At 36.0% G+C, this 18,710-nt stretch carries 12 protein-coding genes; 7 read left to right on the forward strand and 5 right to left on the reverse strand.

Going from position 1 to position 18,710, the window contains the following annotated elements:
* Window positions 1–211 precede the first annotated feature (211 nt).
* Window positions 212–949: an MBL fold metallo-hydrolase gene (locus HBB17_RS18330; protein WP_167958945.1), complete on the forward strand. Its 738-nt coding sequence runs from the start codon at window positions 212–214 to the stop codon at window positions 947–949.
* A gap of 98 nt (window positions 950–1,047) precedes the next feature.
* Here HBB17_RS18330 and HBB17_RS18335 read toward each other — a convergent pair whose 3' ends face one another.
* Window positions 1,048–2,007 (reverse strand): 30S ribosomal protein S1, encoded by a 960-nt coding sequence (locus HBB17_RS18335; protein ID WP_167958946.1) that lies wholly within the window; start codon window positions 2,005–2,007, stop codon window positions 1,048–1,050.
* A 137-nt stretch (window positions 2,008–2,144) separates the two neighbouring features.
* Complete coding sequence (locus HBB17_RS18340; protein WP_167958947.1) at window positions 2,145–2,582, reverse strand: bacteriohemerythrin; 438 nt, start codon at window positions 2,580–2,582, stop codon at window positions 2,145–2,147.
* Window positions 2,583–2,953: 371 nt separating this feature from the next.
* Here HBB17_RS18340 and HBB17_RS18345 point away from each other — a divergent pair, with 371 nt between their 5' ends.
* The gene (locus HBB17_RS18345) at window positions 2,954–3,679 is read left to right on the forward strand and encodes an NUDIX domain-containing protein (RefSeq protein WP_167958948.1); all 726 of its coding nucleotides are present in this window, start codon (window positions 2,954–2,956) and stop codon (window positions 3,677–3,679) included.
* 357 nt (window positions 3,680–4,036) lie between these two features.
* Here HBB17_RS18345 and HBB17_RS18350 read toward each other — a convergent pair whose 3' ends face one another.
* Both HBB17_RS18350 and HBB17_RS18355 read right to left on the reverse strand, forming a co-directional pair.
* Window positions 4,037–6,580: a heavy metal translocating P-type ATPase gene (locus HBB17_RS18350; protein WP_167958949.1), complete on the reverse strand. Its 2,544-nt coding sequence runs from the start codon at window positions 6,578–6,580 to the stop codon at window positions 4,037–4,039.
* 49 nt (window positions 6,581–6,629) lie between these two features.
* Window positions 6,630–6,992 carry an ArsR/SmtB family transcription factor gene (locus HBB17_RS18355; protein ID WP_167958950.1) on the reverse strand — a complete coding sequence of 121 codons (363 nt, stop codon included), beginning with the start codon at window positions 6,990–6,992 and terminating at the stop codon, window positions 6,630–6,632.
* A 258-nt stretch (window positions 6,993–7,250) separates the two neighbouring features.
* On the opposite strand from HBB17_RS18355, the gene HBB17_RS18360 reads away from it, so the two are divergent.
* The 4 genes from HBB17_RS18360 to HBB17_RS18375 all read left to right on the forward strand — a co-directional run bounded on the left by HBB17_RS18360 (window position 7,251) and on the right by HBB17_RS18375 (window position 15,441).
* Window positions 7,251–7,847: a TetR/AcrR family transcriptional regulator gene (locus HBB17_RS18360; RefSeq protein WP_167958951.1), complete on the forward strand. Its 597-nt coding sequence runs from the start codon at window positions 7,251–7,253 to the stop codon at window positions 7,845–7,847.
* Window positions 7,848–7,986: 139 nt separating this feature from the next.
* Entirely contained in the window at window positions 7,987–9,372 is a 1,386-nt protein-coding gene (locus HBB17_RS18365; RefSeq protein ID WP_167958952.1) for an alpha-amylase family glycosyl hydrolase, read from the forward strand.
* 83 nt (window positions 9,373–9,455) lie between these two features.
* Window positions 9,456–11,672 (forward strand): 1,4-alpha-glucan branching protein GlgB, encoded by a 2,217-nt coding sequence (glgB, locus tag HBB17_RS18370; protein ID WP_238483798.1) that lies wholly within the window; start codon window positions 9,456–9,458, stop codon window positions 11,670–11,672.
* A gap of 391 nt (window positions 11,673–12,063) precedes the next feature.
* A complete protein-coding gene (locus HBB17_RS18375) occupies window positions 12,064–15,441 on the forward strand; it encodes a DUF6240 domain-containing protein (RefSeq protein WP_167958953.1) in 3,378 nt (1,125 codons plus the stop codon).
* 122 nt (window positions 15,442–15,563) lie between these two features.
* On the opposite strand, the gene HBB17_RS18380 is transcribed toward HBB17_RS18375, so the two are convergent.
* A complete protein-coding gene (locus tag HBB17_RS18380; RefSeq protein ID WP_167958954.1) occupies window positions 15,564–16,640 on the reverse strand; it encodes a LacI family DNA-binding transcriptional regulator in 1,077 nt (358 codons plus the stop codon).
* A gap of 542 nt (window positions 16,641–17,182) precedes the next feature.
* Here HBB17_RS18380 and malQ point away from each other — a divergent pair.
* The gene (gene malQ, locus HBB17_RS18385; RefSeq protein WP_167958955.1) at window positions 17,183–18,682 is read left to right on the forward strand and encodes a 4-alpha-glucanotransferase; all 1,500 of its coding nucleotides are present in this window, start codon (window positions 17,183–17,185) and stop codon (window positions 18,680–18,682) included.
* The last annotated feature ends 28 nt before the right edge of the window (window positions 18,683–18,710 follow it).

The raw sequence follows: 18,710 nt of genomic DNA on the forward strand, positions 1-18,710 counted from the left end.
ATGAAGTGCAACAGATTATGAAGGACCTTGCCACCAATCATATCATGAACGATCAGGGAAGCAAAGGGAAAGAAGAACGTAAAGAGAAGAAAGGATTAGGTTCTTTTTTTAATAAAGTAATCTCTAATTCGTAAGGATCGAACGAGGGATTATAATTTTGATGTGTAAAGATTGAATGAATAAGGGCAACAAGGTAATAAGGAGAATAGGAATGCTTAAATTTTTAGGTACAGGCGGGGCGTTCAATACCAAAAGAGGAAATACGAGCGCATATTTTGAACTGGGTTCCGAATTGTTTTTAATTGATGTTGGTGAGGATGTATTTCCGAAAACAATTGAGAATCATCTATTTGATCAAAAGACAAGAGTGAATATATTCATAACGCATTTGCATAGTGATCATGTAGGAAGTTTAGGAACATTACTTGCTTATCTGTACATTAATGTGTTTGGACAGGATCGAAGTAAAATCTGTGTATACTTCCCTTCTGAAGCATTGAAGGAGTTACTAGAACTACAAGGGGTGACGGAGGAAGTCTATACGTTCTACGTTAATCTTTGGGACGAGCTGTATGTTGATGGGTATCAAAGAGAAGTGGAATATAACTTTGAAGCAGGAAAACATACCCCATACTTAGACTATAAGAAGAACGAAAACTGCTATCATATTACATTTTCTCAGAAAAAAGAGTTTTGTTTTTATTATAGTGGTGATACTTGTGAGTTTAACCATCAACTATCAAATCCATATGCATATGACTGGATTTATCATGAAGTAACGATGATTAAAAGTGCTGAAGTACATTTTCAATATGACAAATTATTAGAGGCAACAAAAGATATGCCAGCGGACCAGAAGAAGAAATTCGTCCTCATGCATCTTGATAGTAATTTTGATGTGGAGAGAGCCAAGATGGACGGGTTCTCCATTGCAGGTGAGCAGTTATAAAAAAAGCCCCTTCTAGCGAATGATATGATATCCTTTCAAGTAGACAGGATATCATCATTCGCTAGAAGGGGCTTTTCTGCTTTTTACCTAATTTTTAATTACAGTTTCAAATTAGCAAGTAAAGCACCTAGGCCAGTACCTGCTTCTTCTCCTGAAGTATATTCAAAAGGTGCTTCTTCCACATCCTCTACGATTTCTTCATTTTCTTCTACTGCTTTCATACTAAGACTAATCTTGCCATCTTTAACAGCAATAATCTTAACTTTCACTTCTTGTCCCTCTTTTACAATTTCATTTGGAGACTTAATGTGTTTGCCACAGATTTGAGAGATATGAACAAGACCAGACAGACCATCACCAATGTTAACAAATGCACCATAAGGAGCAATTTTTTCAATTGTTCCAGTTGTAACAAGTCCTATTTGAAGATGGGAAATCTTATTTGTTTTTTGTTCCGCTTCCTCTTCTCGAAGTACTTCTCTTGCGGATAAAACAAGCTTTTGATTTGCTTCATCTACAGTAATTACAATAACAGTTAATGTACGTCCCACATATGATGTTACATCTTCTACATAATGGGTATCTAGGTGGGAAGCAGGAATGAATCCACGAATTCCTTCTACATAAACGATAACACCACTATTTACAGAAGAGGAAACCTTTACTTCATATCTTTTTCTAGAATCGAGAGCTTCTTTTAACTTGTCCCATGCAAGGATATTGGTAGCTTCTTTTGTTGATAAGATTAAGTTACCAGTTTCTTCGTTTTCTTGTAATACAGTTGCTGTGATTTTATCACCAACTTGAATATTCGCTTTTATTGAGAAACTTGGATCATTACTTAGTTCCGTAATTGGTATAATTCCCTCTGTATAGTAATTCAGATCAACGGTAACTTCTGTATCGGATACGCCGATTACTGTTCCAGTAAGGATATCTCCTTCTTTAATCTTCTTAAAAGACTGATTGAGTGCGTCTTTATAATCATCCATTGTTTCTACAACTTCATTCACTTTGTTTTCTGTTACAACTTCTGTTTCTAGTTCTGATTGATTCATATAGTCACCTCATTTATCATTTTAGGTATCAAAACCAAATCGTTGGTTTTCTCATCCTTCCCCCATTGTAATGGAATTGATGTACCTATTTTATTATACCACGATTTTTAGCAGTTTGTATATGCATCAACAACCAGCTAGGTTTGTTTTTCTTGATAACCATGTTCTTTTAGGTAATGACCTAATCGAAGATCTTCGATTAAGATATGTTGAAAAATCCAGTCCTGTAGAAAAGTTCTCACCGTGCGTAATATCGTATAGGGGTCTAAACTTAACTTACGAAGGTCAACATCTAGAATGTATTGAATCATAGCATCGTGTTTCTTTTTGTGCTCTAGATAGTCAGTATAGTTATAGTCTTTCATTAATAACTCTTCTTCATAGAAATGATAAGCAACATATTCTCTCAATTCCATAACGATATCAAGCAATTGCTTATTTGTAACGCCAATACAATGACACATTACAAGTTGTTCCACATCACGTCCGATTCGAAAAAATTCCTTATGTTGTGTATCCATAATTGGAATGCCCGTTTCTACATCTTTACTCCAATCAAATTTAAAATCTAGCATATTACCACTCTCCCATTGAGCATTCATTAGTATACATTTTTTATATAGTTTAGCCACAGTAAGATAATCATAAACAATGGCTTCTATAGGAGTTATTATAGCAAATTTAAAGGATGGAGACAATATTATTATAGGAAAAAAGTATCAAAAATTACACATTTAGAAATTAACAGAAGAGATTGATACGTAAGACAGAAAGATGAATTCGTGGTATAATTATAAAAGTATAAGATAACTTTTAAAGTTCTATTCAAAAGAATATATAAGGGTAAAATACATTCGTAGGATATTCTTATGCATATATATGAACAATTACTTTATACCTGAAAATTATAATGAGTATACAAACACACAAGAAAGAAGGAAAGAATATGCCAGCATTTTTAAAAAATATTGAACCATTTCGTGGTACAGGAGAAGTGAACGAAATGGGGCAGAATCTAGAAAGTTTTTTAGAAGAATACGATACACATAGATATGAAAACCCAAGCGTAACGGCGGATATGATCGTTATTCGACACCCAAAGGAATTCCTAACGGTAAAAGAAGGACTAAAAGTTCTATTAGTGAAGAGAAAAAATCATCCGAGCATTGGTCATTGGGCTTTACCAGGTGGATTTGTTAATATTGATGAAGATGTGGAACTTGCAGCAAAACGTGAACTTTTGGAAGAAACAGGTGTAGAGGGAGTGGAAGTAGAACAACTTTATGCCTGGGGAGAAGCCTGGAGAGATCCGAGAGCAAGAATTGTAACGGTTGCATACTTAGCTTTAATAGGAGAAGACAAAGAAGTTAAAGCGGGAGATGATGCTGCGGATGCAGATTGGTTTGACATGCATTTAGAAAAAGAGATGCAAAAAGAAGTGGTTAGTGAAGTGGGAAAAACAAGATTAGTAGATCAGTATAAACTAACCTTAACGAATGCAGAAAGAAGTCTGAATTTACATGCGAAAGTTGAAGTTAGTTATAATAGAGATGGCATTATAAAAGCATATGAATATCAAGTGCTAGAGAAGGACCAATTAGCGTTCGACCATCCTAGATTTCTTGTACAAGCGTTGCTGTATATAGCTACTGGATTAGACAAACAGGTGTAGCAATAGGTTCCCAAGGTTATGCATTTTCATGCAAGCATGAAAAGCATAACATGGGAAAAAAGGTGTAGCACCTGATTGCTCCGTAAAAAAGAACTCCCGCAATCAGGAAACATTCGAAATCCGCCCTACGGGCTACTTTCTCATGTTAAGGCGGTTCCCAAGGTCATGCATTTTCATGCAAGCATGAAAAGCATAACATGGGAAAAAAGGTGTAGCACCTGATTGCTCCGTAAAAAGAACTCCCGCAATCAGGAAACATTCGAAATCCGCCCTACGGGCTACTTTCTCATGTTAAGGCGGTTCCCAAGGTTATGCATTTTCATGCAAGCATGAAAAGCATAACTTTGGAACCTGGTGCTACACCTTGTATTTTAAGGTACGGATGGAGTTGAAGATGGCGATTAGTGCTACGCCTACATCGGCGAAGATGGCTAGCCACATGGAACCCATTCCGTTTGCTAATAGTAGCAAGACAATTGCTTTTATGGATAGGGATAATATGATATTCTCTGTTACAATTCTTCGTGTTCTTTTTGCTATTTTAATTGCTTCTGAAATCTTGGTAGGCTCGTCGGTCATAATGACAATGTCAGCAGCCTCGATAGCAGCATCTGAGCCAACACCTCCCATTGCAAATCCGATATCTGATCGAGCTAGTACAGGAGCATCATTCATTCCATCACCAGTAAATATAATATTTTTTCCTGGTGTTTTCTTTTGAAGAAGTTCTTCAATCTTCTCTACTTTATCACCTGGAAGCAGTTCAGAATAGATTTGGTCTAATCCCAATTGTTTACCAACTAGTTGAGCAGAGGCATCAACGTCACCAGTTAACATTACGGTATGAATGCCAAGTTTGTGTAGTTTTTCCATTGCTGAGGCGGAATCTTTCTTTACCTCGTCGGATATTACAAGGTATCCTGCATAAGATTGATCAATGGCAATATAAACAATACTTCCTAACGTATTAACAGGTGCTTCTTGAAAGGAAATGTGAAATTGCTTCATTAATTTAGAACTTCCGGCAAGTACGTTATGTCCCGCTAATGTCGCAGTAATGCCAAAACCAGCTATTTCTTCATAATCCGTTATTTTGTCAGAGGCAACAGATACTTTTGCAGCAGATACAATGGATCGTGCAATTGGGTGATTGGAAAAGCTTTCAACTAAACCAGCAATGTACTGTAATTGTTCCGTTGGAGTTGTGTATAGTTGAAGTTCCTCTTTTGAGAGAACGGAAGTTAAGCATGTGGAATTAGCCACCTGTATTTTGGTTACGGTGAATACACCTTTTGTAAGTGTACCTGTTTTATCAAATACAGCCGTTTCAACGGAGTTTAGAGCTTCTAGATAATTACTTCCCTTTATTAATATTCCGTGTTTGGAAGCACATCCGATTCCACCAAAGAATCCAAGTGGAACGGAGATGACTAAAGCACAAGGACAGGAGACAACTAGAAATCCACAAGCACGGTAAATCCATTGGGAGAAGTCATGACTTCCTGTTATAATTGGAGGAAGAATAGCTAATATCAATGCTAATAACACAACAATAGGTGTATAAATCGCTGCAAATTTAGTGATAAAATGTTCGGTACTGGATTTGCGGTTGGAAGCATTTTCTACAAGATCAAGTACTTTCGCTATGGTGGAATTGGAATAGGAGCTAGTAACTCGGATATAGAGGGTTCCACTTCCATTAATGCAACCACTTAATACAGCATCACCAACAGAGGCTTTCCGAGGGACTGATTCCCCCGTTAAGGATGAGGTATCAAGAAAAGAACTTCCCTCAATAACTTCTCCATCCAACGGAATTCGTTCACTTGGTTTTACAACGATAATATCTTGGGGAGATACTTCTTCTGGCAAAACAACGCGGATGCCATCTTTGGTTTTTTTATTTGCATATTCTGGCTTCATGCCTAAAACGGTAGTTAACTGTTTTCTTGAATGGTCTACAGCAATATCCTGCAACAACTCGCCAATTTGAAAAAGAAGGATAACCATTAATGCTTCTGGATATTGCTTTGTGTAAAAGGCACCGATTGTAGCAATGATCAGAAGAAAGTTTTCATCAAAGATTTCACCATGTGAAATATTCTTTATAGAAGTAAGCAATACATCGTATGCCAACAATAGGTATCCTGCCAGTAGTAGTACGATTGTAGCAGGAGTAGGGAGGTCAAAAATAATTGGAATAAAGCCAATTACTAAGCCTGTGAACAAAAAAAGAATCTTTTTATAAAGTTCCGATTTGTTTTCAAGAGAACCATGCGTATGAGAATGACCGTGTTCATGACCATGGTTGTGGGAATGCTCCCCGTGTGCATGCTGATGTTCACCGCAGGAATGATCCTCGTGAGCATGCTTGTGTTCATCACAAGAACAATCATCGTGTTCATGCTTGTGTTCATCACAGGAACAATTATCGTGAGCATGCTTGTGTTCATCACAGGAACAATTATCGTGTTCATGCTTGTGTTCATCACAGGAACAATCTTCGTGCGCATGTTGGTGTTCACCACAGGAACAATCATCGTGTTCATGCTTGTGCTCACCACAGGAACAATCTACGTGTTCATGCTGATGCTCACCACAAGAACTTTCCCTGTGTCCTTGAATCTCTTCATCACCCTTCAAGGAGGAATTTCTCATCACAGAATTCTCTAATAATGTAACAGTTACTTCGCTTTCAATCCCACGACAAAGTTTTTCAATCTTCTGTCTTATTTCCTCTGCATCTTTTGGCTCTGTATATTCAATAAGTAATTTTTTGTTCACAAAATTGATTTGTGCTGTTTTTACATCTTGTAGTGCATTCAGTTTGCGTTCCATCTTTGCTGCACAGTTTGCACAACCAAGATGCTCTAAAAGAAAAACATATTCTGTTTTTTTCATAATTTATGCTCCTTCCTTACAATAACGGATACATAGTTCTCATTGGTAATTATTCAAGAACATGTGAAAGACCTTGATCGAAGATTAATTTAACATGTTCATCTGCCAGAGAATAATAAACGATTTTTCCGGCTTTTCGATTTTTTACTAGCTTTGCAGTTTTTAAAACGCGCAATTGATGAGAAATTGCAGATTGCGTCATGTTAAGAAGCTCAGCAATATCGCACACACACATTTCGGATTCAAACAAAGCACATAAAATCTTAATGCGAGTGGTATCGCCAAAAATCTTGAATAATTCTGCTAAATCATACAATATTTCTTCATCTGGCATAATTGGTTTAACTGTATTAAGTATATCTTCATGGACGCTTTGACAATCACAAGTCTCAGCATGTTTGATATCAGTCATAATTAACACTCCTTTTGAATATATGAATAATTGTTCATGTATAATTATATTTTATTTTGACTATTCTGTCAATGCAGTTTGGACAATCGTTCAGAATGTTAGATAACTTATTTTAGTTGGTGTTTATTGAACGATTTATGTACAATTACGGGGGAAATCGTGAATTTTAGTATAAAGAAAATAAAATAATGGAAGCCTATTGACAGTTTGTATACCGATAGGTATACTGAAAATATGTAAGGATATGGGAGGTGTGAAGTGGAGCATAATCAGGAATTGGATAACAGAGAAAATATTCTGGAATGTGCACTTGATCTGTTTTACCAAAAGGGATACGATGCAGTTGGCGTACAGGAAATTGTAACGAAAGCAGGTATAACAAAGCCTACGTTATACTATTATTTTAAAAGTAAATATGGGCTATTAGAGGCCTTGCTACAGGAACGCTGTGATCATATGATTACACGGTTGCAAGAAGCGGCAACGTATCAGGGAGACTTGATCGTAACGTTAGAAAGGTATGCAAAAGCGCTTTTTTCTATAGCAGAGGATGACCTACGGTTTTATTATTTGTTTTTATCTTTATTCTATTCTGCAAGAGAAAATGATACATATAAAGCAGTACTGCCCTACATAAAAAAACAGTTTTCCATAATACGAGGCATATTTGATGAGGCAGCAGGTTTTTTGGGAAATATGAACGGACGTCAGGAACAATTTGCAATTGGTTTCTCAGGAATATTAAATCACTATATCTTACTATATTATGAAAAAGAACACACAAGCAAACGGCTTATTGATGACCATAAGATCTATATGTTGGTTCATCAATTTATGTATGGAATTGTAGTATAAGTATATTTCGTTAGGGACTTGAACAGGGTCGTACGACATGAGCAGCAAGTGCTTAACGTAAACAATGATGTTGGAAAGTATAATTTTTTTATCTGGACATCATAGAATACAAAAGAACAAAAAGGACAGGGTGATTATTATGGCTAAATGGTATGACAAAGCAGTTTTTTATCACATCTACCCACTTGGATTATGTGGTGCAGAAAAAAACAATGATGGAATTACAACAACACACCGATTAAAAGAGTTGGAGCAATGGATTCCGCATATGGAGGAGTTAGGATGTAATGCCTTATATATTGGTCCTCTATTTGAGTCGGTAGGACATGGTTATGAAACCACAGAGTATCAAAAAGTGGATCGACGTTTGGGGGATAACGATGATTTTGTACATTTTGTTCAGGAGTGCCATGAACATGGGATCAAGGTCGTAGTTGATGGAGTATTTAATCATACAGGACGTGAATTTTTTGCTTTTCGTGATCTACGTGAGAAGAAAGAAGCATCTCCATATAAAGACTGGTATTGTAATGTGAACTTTGGAGGAAATACAGAGTATGGGGACGGTTTTTCCTACGAGGGTTGGAGAGGATATCTTTTGTTAGCAAAACTAAATCAGAGAAATCCAGAGGTAAAGCAATATCTATTACAAGTAATTCAATTTTGGGTAGATACATTTGATATAGATGGAATACGTCTGGATTGTGCAGATGTATTAGATTTCGATTTTATGAAGGAAATGAGGTCTTTTTGTAATACAGTAAAAGAAGATTTTTGGCTTATGGGTGAAGTAATACATGGAGATTATGGACGCTGGGTAAATGAAGAAACATTGCATAGTGTTACAGATTATGAATTGCATAAGGGCTTATATTCTGGTCATAACGATCATAATTATTTTGAGATTGCCCATACCATTAAACGGTTGTTTGATCCCAATGGAGGACTTGTTCGGAATGGTAATCTATATACATTTGTAGATAATCATGATGTGGACCGAATCTATAATAAGTTGCAGAATAAAGAGCATCTCTATCCTGTCCACATACTTTTATATACCGTTCCTGGAATACCATCGATTTATTATGGATCAGAGTTTGCCATTGAAGGACACAAGGATAACAATTCCGATGATGCTGTTCGTCCAAAACTCCAATTAGAAGACTATGTAGATGCTACAATCGAAGTTGGAAGAGAAGAAAGATATCGAGGAAATAATCCAAAACTTACTTGCTTACTTAGTAAATTGGCGCAAATTCATAAGGATCGAGTTTCCTTGCAGGTTGGACGATACCAGGAACTGTTCCTAACAAATCGACAATATGCGTTTGCAAGAATCTGTGAAGAAGAAGCAACGATTGTTGCAGTAAATAACGATGACCAACCTTCCACCATAACCATAGCGGTTACCGTTTCCTGTGACAAGGTAAAGAACTTATTGACGAATGAGGAAATATCCGTTGAAAATGGTTGTTTTCAAGCAACTATACCGGCAAACTACGGCGGAATATATCAATGTATATAATAGAACAGTCAACGGGACTTGTCGCATCAAACAAAAGATATCATTTATCTAAGCAGTAATCAGGGAAGGGAGCCGATGGTGGCATGATTGAAACAATAAGCAAATACATGAATCCGATTCAAGTAGAGGAATTATATAAAGAAATTAATAATTGTCCACATAAAATATTAGGAGTGCATTCTGTTGATGCAGGACAACTATTTGTTGCGTATCGCATTAACGCAAGGAGTATAACAATTATAGACAAACGTAGCAAAAATGAATATGAAATGACTCCGTATGAAGATTGTGGTTTATATGTATATCTGGATGAAGCCAAAGAAATTGGAGATTATCTATTAAGAACAGCATACCAGGATGGGAGTGTGGTAGAAATTGAAGATCCTTACTGTTTCCCATCCCAGTTTGGCGAACTAGATTTTCATCTTTATAGCCATGGAACACATTACAAGATTTACGAAAAGTTAGGTGCTCATCCGATGAGTATACATGGTGTGGAAGGAACACAGTTTGCTGTATGGGCTCCCAATGCAAGAAAAGTAAGTGTTGTGGGAGATTTTAATTGCTGGGATGGAAGACTTCACCCAATGAAAATGTTGGGAAACTCTGGAATTCATGAGCTATTTATACCAGGAGTGAAAAAAGGGGCAGTTTATAAGTTCCAGATACGAACAAGAGAAGGAAATGTACTCTATAAGTCGGACCCTTATGCAAACTCTTCGGAACTACGCCCCAAAAACGCATCTGTTATTGCTAATATAGCGGAATATAAATGGGGGGACCGGACTTGGATCAAAAAAAGAGAAAAACTGAATCGTATATCCTTGCGAAAACAACCATTATCAATTTATGAGATGCATTTAGGCTCTTGGAGAAAACATGACGATGGAACCGAGGATGGATTTTATAATTACCGAGAATTAGCCCATGAAGTAGCAGACTATGTCCATGAAATGGGATATACCCATGTAGAATTACTAGGTATTGCAGAACATCCATTTGATGGCTCATGGGGATACCAGGTCACGGGGTATTATGCACCAACAAGTAGATATGGAACGCCGGAAGACTTTATGTATTTTGTGGATTACCTACATAGAAAAGGAATTGGTGTAATACTAGACTGGGTACCAGCGCATTTCCCAAAGGATGAGTTTGGATTAAGCAGATTTGACGGAGAACCGGTATATGAATATGCTGACCCTAGAATGGGAGAACATCCAGAATGGGGAACCTATGTATTTAATTATTCAAAAAAAGAAGTTGTAAACTTTTTACTTGCCAATGCACTATTTTGGTTAAAAGTATATCATATTGATGGCTTGCGAGTGGATGCAGTTGCATCAATGCTTTATCTGGATTATGGGAAAAAAGCGGGACAGTGGTTACCAAACAGAAATGGAGGAAGAGAAAACTTAGATGCTGTTGAGTTTTTCCGACATCTAAATGCCATTGTAGAGGACAAGATGCCTTGGGCATTAATGATTGCGGAAGAATCAACATCATGGGAAGGGGTAACGGCACCAGCAAATCTAAATGGTTTGGGCTTTTTATATAAATGGAACATGGGGTGGATGAATGATTTCCTTGAGTATATGAAATTAGATCCATATTTCAGACAATTCAATCACAATAAAATAACATTTAGTCTTATGTATGCATATAGCGAAAACTTTATTCAAGTACTTTCTCACGATGAGGTGGTGCATGGAAAAGGTTCCATGATTCAAAAGATGCCTGGAGAATATGATGAAAAATTCTCTAATCTTCGTACAGCATACGGTTTTATGTATGGGCATCCTGGTAAAAAATTATTATTTATGGGACAGGAATTTGCCCAATGGCAGGAGTGGAGTGAGGCAAGAAGCCTTGACTGGAACATACTTGGCTATGAACGACATGCACAGATGCAACAATATATGAAAGATTTAAATAAGTTATATAACAAATATGATGCATTTTATGCCAATGACTGTGAACCAATTGGGTTTGAGTGGTTGGATTGCTCTCACAGTGAACTAAGCCTTGTTACATTTATAAGAAGGGGATCTACAAAGAAGAATCATCTTTTATGTATCTGTAATTTTACACCAGTGGAACGAGAAAATTATCAAATTGGTGTAAATGCACCAGGACTGTATACGCAGATCTTTAACTCCGATGCACAACTATACGGAGGAAAAAATCATGGAATAGTTCAATCAGTAAAAGCTGTAAAAGAGACTTGTGAAGGACATTCTTACAAAATTCAAGTTACAATACCAGGATTGTCCTTTATGGTATTCCGATTTAATGAATAAAAAAGAAAGAAATACTGTTCAAAAATATGTAAAAAATGATTAAGATAGCGCAAATAACTGTGTAAAATAATGTAAAACATCGAATGTGCTCGACAATATCACAAATATTTAAGAAAAACATGCTTATCTATTGACAAATCCTACAAAATTTGATAATATAAAGAAGGTCGTTGAACAGTAAAATGACTAAAGGATTTGTTGACGTTGGGGAACGTAAGAGGGCAAAGACTGTTATGTAATAGGACTTATTAAAACGTACGCTTGTGGCGGGTGTACCTTTTTAATAAGTCCTATTTCGTTGCGCAAAAAGATAGATTTTACTTAAGTTTTTACTTATTGTGGTCGAAATACATAGTAGTAATGTACATTAATTATAAGAGGTGAAAAAAAGATGAATATACAAAATGTTAATTCACAAGTAACCAGTACGAATATCCAGAATAATAATCAGAATAATGATAGCCTCTTATCATTGGGAAATGTAGGAGACGAAATTGAGGGTATCGTAACAGAGGTATCCGATTCTGTTGCTATAAATTTTGGTGGAAAAGAATTATCTCTGCCAAAGGGTTCTGTACAAAGTGCAACCAAGGGAGAAACCAAACGTTTTGAAATTATGGAACTGTCACCAAGCCGTGTCGTATTACGAGAACTTGGCGTAAATAAAGTGATTACACAAAATATTCAAGCCTTCTGCACAAAAGTTGAAACGGATCAAGCTGCTTTTAATAAGCATTTACAGGATGGAGTGAATGGAGAGGCAAACGGAAGCTTGCGTGATTCAACCGATCGTATGACAGGAGAAGATGGCGAAGATCTGGAAGCGGATGGCTATAATTATAAGAAGTATGAACTGGAACGTCTAGAACGTGCATTGACTAGAATTAAGGAACAGAGAGCAAACCTACAGGAAAGTGTGGAAAATCAAGTTCAGAATAACAGGGAATCCAAAGAAGATATACAAAGAATGGCATTACATATCTTAAAATCTTCACCATATGCTAACGAGATACTTGATAAATTAGAGGCAGGCAATCTTCCGATTACGGAGTCCAATATTACGAAACTAGTGAATGGCATGAATCTTGCAGGCGCAATAACAGAAATGTCACAAGAGTCATATGCATATCTCATTCAAAACGATATGGATCTTACAGTTGGCAATGTATACAAAGCAAGCTATAGTGCATTTCAAAAAAATAGTACAGCCATATCAGAAGAAGAGTTCCAGCAATTAAAAGGACAAGTGGAGCAGGTAATTACGAATGTGGGATACGAAGCCAATGAAGAAAATCTGGCAAGTGCAAAATGGATGCTTGAGCAGGAATTACCGTTGACAGAAGAATCCTTTAAAAAGTTAAAAGAACTAGAAAATTTAAAAGATTCTTATCAGGTAAGTCGTGTGCTTGATCAAATGATTCGTACGATGGAACAAGGGAATTCTGCGGAAGATACGTTGCTAGTTGATCAGAAAGAAGACGTAAAGAAAGTTCTTGCTGATCTTAATAAAATCTCTGATGAAGCAATCATAGAGACGGTGAAAAAGCAGGAAATAAAGGATATTACCATTGCTATGCTTAAGAATGAGCAAGAGCAATTGAATCAATTCAGTGCAGAAGCAAGCAATGTACAAATACAACCAGCTACAAACGCAGTAATTACAGAAATGCTGGGTGCTAATGCTGCGGAGTTTGATATTAAGGCAGTACAGGCAAAACGTCAATTAGAAGAAATTCGCTTAAAAATGACAGTGGAAGCTGGACAAAAGATGGCGGAAAAAGGAATTGATATTAATACTACAAGTTTGGAAAAGATAGTACAGGAGTTACGCAATTTAGAAGACGAGTATTATAAGAACCTTTTAAAAGAAAGCGGAACGGCACAAACAGCAGAGAATGTAACCACACTTCGTGATACAACTCAAAAAATTAATGAATTAAAGTGGATGCCAAATACGTTACTGGCTGATACATTTACCAAGAGAGCAGAATCAACCCTTCAATCATTACATGATGCAGGTTCCGTTGCAAAATCAAAATACGAAGCAGCGAATGAATCCTATGAGACATTAATGACCGCACCACGACAAGATATGGGTGACAGTATACAGAAAGCATTTCGCAATAGTATGTCAGATATTTTGAGTTCTCTAGCTCTTGAAGATACACAGGCAAATCAAAGGGCAGTACGAATGCTGGCATATAACGGCATGGATATTACCAGTGAAAATATAGCATCAATGAAGGAATATGATGAAAAAGTCAATACACTACTGACCAATCTTACACCATCCGTGACAATGGATTTTATTAAAGAAAATAAAAATCCATTGAATATTTCTTTAGATGATTTGAATGTACAGGTGCAACAGCTCAAAGAGGAAAAAGGAATTACGCAGGAAGATGGTTATGCAAAATACCTATATAAATTAGAAAAACAAGAGGGGATTACAGAACAAGAAAGAGAAGCTTATATTGGTATCTATCGTTTGTTAAATAACGTGAACCGTACAGACGGCGCTGCAATTGGTGCATTAGTCAAGTCGGGACGGGACATTACCCTTGGTAATTTGCTAACAGAAGCAAGAACAAAACGAGGAAAAGGCGTGGATCAAACCATTGACAATTCTTTTGGTATGCTTTCTGAATTAAATTATACATCAAAAACGATTACACAACAGATTAATACTGGATTCACGGAATCTCCTACCGATGAAGATGCAAAGATAAAGGAGAGTGGACAAGCCACTACTTCATACAACCAGATGCTTTTACAGGAAATCTTATCCACGATTACACCATCACAATTAAATCAGGTTATGGAAAAAGAAGAGTGGTCAGACTTATCTCTTGAGAAGCTTAAAGAAATGTTGGATGAACAACCAGAGGATGAAACGGTAAAGCAAGCGTACTATTCAAATCAGGTAAAAGAATTAAGAAAACTTGCGGAAGAAAGCGAAACTGCAATCCAATTTTTATCCGATCAAAATATTCCAATTACCATACAGTCCATTCAGGAAGCACAAGTGTTACTAAATAAGGAAAACACTATATACAAACAAGTATTAAACTATGCAAAACAGCAGTCAGAACAGGAAGATGTGGACACTGATCAAACCGATCGGATTGCACAGATGGACAGTGTGATGAATGCAATTGTGGAATCCCTTGATAATCGAGAAGAATTGCAAAAAGAATTAAGTGAATTCGCAGAAGTAGCAGAACATGTACTTGAAAAAGAAGTGGAAAATCCACAGATAGATGCACAAGAAGTAAATGCCCTTCAAATTTTGCGTGGAGCTATTCGATTGTCTAGTAGAATGAACCATAATGAGTATTATGATATTCCAGTAAAGGTAGGAGATCAGATAACAAATATATCCCTTACCGTTGTTCGTGGCAGTGGTAAACAGGATAGTAAGATGTCCATGTCGGTACAATCTGAAAAGTATGGTACAATTGAAGCGCAGTTCCAAATTAACCAACGACAAGCAAAAGGAATGATCTTATGCCAGAATCAAGAAGCAAGTGAAATGGTGAAAGAAAGTATGCAAGCTATAAGCAAGAATTTGGAACAACAAAATATAAAATTAAGTCAAATGGATATAGGAATCGAGAATATTGGTAGACAATCTTACACAGCAAAAGGAAAAATAAATAATCAACAAGTGGAGCAACAAGATACAGATTCTAAAGTGACAACGAAAGAATTATATCAGGTTGCAAAATCCTTTGTGGTAATGATTAAACAAATGGAACAAGTGGAATAAAGATAATATAATAAACAAAGATAATTAATTAATAAAATAAGTAAAAAGATTAAAAACTTCCTGAATGGAATGTTCTAGAGTAGACAGAAGGCCTTATCTTAACATTGATTCAGGAAGTTTTTCTATTCTCTATTAGGCAAATTCTTCTCGAGAGTTGTTGTAATATCTATTGTTGACTTTTTGGCAACGTTCTGTGCGATGGTCGTTTTGGAACATTTAGCAGTAGAGGAACGTTCAATGAATTTGGCGCGTAATAACATTTTACTGATCGTTACATTATGTACTAATCCATCTAATAAAAGAAAAGCACTTTTACCAAGGTCGATTCGATCTTGCCTTACCGTAGTAAGTGGTGGGTTTAATTGAACAGCAATTGGAAGGTCATCAAATCCAATTACACTAATATCCTCTGGGACACGAAGACCCATTTTTGTTACTTCCGAGATAACACCAGACGCAATCAAGTCACTGGCACAGATTATAGCAGTTGCTCCGTTTTTTAGAAAGGTAGGAACATGGTATTTGGCACAATCGGGTACATAATATCCATATTCAATCAGTTCATCACTAGGAATAAGACCACATGACTCCATACTTTGAACAAATGCTTGATATCTTTGATCAGAAACCATAGAATTTTTTGATCCATTTAAAAATGCGATCTTTTTGTGACCAAGAGAATATAAATGATTTACAGCAGTATGAATTCCTTCAAAACTATCGGTTCCAACATAGCCAACATGGTTATTGTTTTCGATATAATTATCAAAAAGAACAGTTGGGACAGTAGTTTTATAGAGCTGTTTCACCCAGTCATCATGAAGAGCAAAACCTAGTAAGAAAGCACCGCAATATCCATTTTTCAACATAAAAGTATCGAATTTCTCTTCTGTTTGCATGTTTAAGTTTGTAGGAATAACCGTTACATCCCAATGGCGTCTTGCAGCTGAGAGTTTAAAACCAACAATGATTTCATAACCAAATTGGTCTATATTTTCGTAATCCATATTTTCGATTAATATACAAACCTTGCGTTTTCCTTGATTACGCATTTTTTTAGAGGCATATCCCATCTCAACAGCGGTATCCAGAACAAGTTGGCGCATCTCATCACTTATGTCGCTGGCACCGTTAAGTCCTTTTGAAACAGTACTAACAGCTATGCCTAATTTATTGGCAATGTCTTTAATAGTAGCCATTGTCTCCTCCTTTTGTAGTGTACTTTTTGTAAAAAGTATACTACCGATAACTTGTGTTTTCAATAAATATAAATTAATTCGTGATTATGTTAAAAAAAAGTAATAAAATTTGTGAACTAATGTAGGAGATAAAGAAAATTAGTTTTCACACGAAAAAAACAGAAAAGAAATAATAGCTAATAAGCAACAGTATAGTTGACAATAATAGCCATAAATGCTATAATTTTTTTATTGGTTTCGAAAATTTCCGAAAAAATATTTAGAAAGGAGCTAATTGCACCTCATTTTTCAAAGTGCACACCCCGTGCAAAGCTTATAAGAATATTCCGCTTTTTATACAAAAGTACTAGTTTTATGTACTGTTTAGAACGTTAAATAGTAGTTAAAAGTAAATCTAAACAAATAAAACGAAATAAAATTAAAAAATAATATTAATAATAACTATAAAAAACGAAAGCGCTATTGACAAAGTATAGCAAAAGTGATATTCTTATTTTAGTATTTCGAAACTTATCGAAAATATAAGAGAGTGTAGAGCAAGTATGGCAAATAAAAATACTGAATTAACAAGAGGAGCTGGTTTGTTACTACCAGTAAGTAGTTTACCTTCTCCATACGGCATTGGAACATTTGGTAAAGCTGGATATGATTTTGTAGATACATTGGTAGAAGCAAAACAAATCTACTGGCAAGTGCTTCCTTTAGGACCAACTAGTTATGGAGATAGCCCATATCAATCTTTTTCCGCATTTGCTGGAAATCCTTACTTCATTGATCTTGATACTTTGATCGAAGAGGGCATACTGAAAAAGTCAGAAGTTGAGGCATATGATTGGGGACAAGATGATTCGAAAGTTGATTATGAAGCAATTTATAATAGTCGCTTTCATGTATTAAAGAAAGCTTTTGAACGAAGTAAGCATCAAACGCAGAAATCGTACATACAGTTTTGTAATGAGAATGAATACTGGTTAGATGATTACAGCTTATATATGGCGATTAAAAATCATTTTGAAAGCAAAGAATGGTTACTATGGGACGAAGATATTCGTTTTCGTAAACCAGAGGCAGTTGCAAGCTATCAAAAGAAACTAAAGAATGATGTAGACTTTTGGAAGTTTTGTCAATACAAGTTCTATGAACAATGGTTTGCATTAAAAGCATATGCAAATAAAAAAGGAATTCAGATTATTGGTGACATTCCTCTTTATGTAGCAATGGATAGTTCAGACGTATGGGTACACGGTGATCTGTTTGAACTTGATGAGAGAAAGAAACCAATCAATATAGCAGGTGTTCCACCAGATTGTTTCTCAGTAACAGGACAACGATGGGGAAATCCATTGTACGACTGGAACAAGATGGAACAAGACGATTTTAGTTGGTGGAGAAAACGAATGTCAGCATCAGCAAAACTTTATGATGTTGTACGTATCGATCACTTTATTGGAATTGTTCGATATTTCCGTATTCCTGCAGAATGTGAAACAGCAGAACGAGGAAAGTACAAAAAAGGTCCAGGTAGCAAATTAACAAAAGTAATCGTTGAATCAATCGGAGATGCAAAGATTATTGCAGAAGATTTAGGCGTTATCATTCCTTCCGTAAGACAATTAATGGAACGTACGGGCTTCCCAGGAATGAAGATTTTACAATTTGCTTTTAACAGTGGTCCAGAAAGTGAATATTTACCTCATAACTATAAAACAAGTAATACCGTTGTTTATGGTGGTACACATGATAACCAAACCTTGGTTGGATACCTCAAAAACATGGAAAAGAAAGAAGAACAATATGCTTGCGAATATTTGGGAGTCAAGAGAAAGAATGATATCCCTGATGCAGTTGTAAAATTGGCATATGCAAGTAATGCTGCAGTTGCAATATTTCAAGTACAAGATATTCTCAAACTTGATGATCAAGCGCGAATGAATCTACCATCTAGCTTAGGTGGTAATTGGCAGTGGAGAATGACAAAAGGACAATTATCCCAGGAAGATATCATGCGGTTACATACGTTAGCAGATACTTATGGAAGATAATCATACTCAACCAAAATAAAACATTACC

It is taken from the genome of Anaerosporobacter faecicola, from assembly GCF_012070565.1.
Lineage (GTDB): Bacteria > Bacillota > Clostridia > Lachnospirales > Lachnospiraceae > Anaerosporobacter > Anaerosporobacter faecicola.